Below are 583 nucleotides of genomic sequence, written 5' to 3'. Positions count from 1 at the left end.
TTGGCCAGACGTTGACGAAGCACCAGGCCGACCACGTGCAGAAGATGTTCGACCAGATGGACACGAACCGCTCGACGCGGGTGCTGCTGGAGGGCTGGGAGAAGTTCGACGAGCCGGTCGACCGCATCGTCTCCATCGGCGCCTTCGAGCACTTCGGCCGCCAGCGCTGGGGCCACTTCTTCAAGATGGCCCACCGGGTGCTGCCGGCCGAGGGCGTCATGATGCTGCACACCATCACGCGTCCGACATTCAAAGAGGCCAGGGCGCAGGGCACTCCGCTGACCCACGAAGTCGTTCACTTCACCCAGTTCATCCTGGCCGAGATCTTCCCGGGCGGCTGGCTGCCGACGATCCCGTCGGTCGAGGAGCACGCGGAGGAGGCCGGCTTCAAGATCACGCGCGTCCAGTCGCTGCGGCTCCACTACGCGAGGACCCTGGAAACGTGGGCCACCGCGCTCGAGGCCAACAGGGACCAGGCGATCGCGATCCAGTCCCGAGAGGTCTACGACCGCTATATGCACTATTTGACTGGGTGCGAGAACTTCTTCCTCAAGGGCATCAGCAGCGTCGGCCAGTTCACACT

Annotated in this window: 1 protein-coding gene; it reads left to right on the top strand. The window is 64.3% G+C overall.

The window, feature by feature from the left end; genetic code table 11:
• The coding region (locus A5787_RS07875; RefSeq protein ID WP_066964173.1) for a class I SAM-dependent methyltransferase at positions 1-583 on the top strand (583 nt) is incomplete at both ends.

It is taken from the genome of Mycobacterium sp. 852002-50816_SCH5313054-b, from assembly GCF_001667185.1.
In the GTDB taxonomy this organism is placed as follows: domain Bacteria; phylum Actinomycetota; class Actinomycetes; order Mycobacteriales; family Mycobacteriaceae; genus Mycobacterium.
This window is presented reverse-complemented; position numbering and strand designations above follow the sequence as displayed.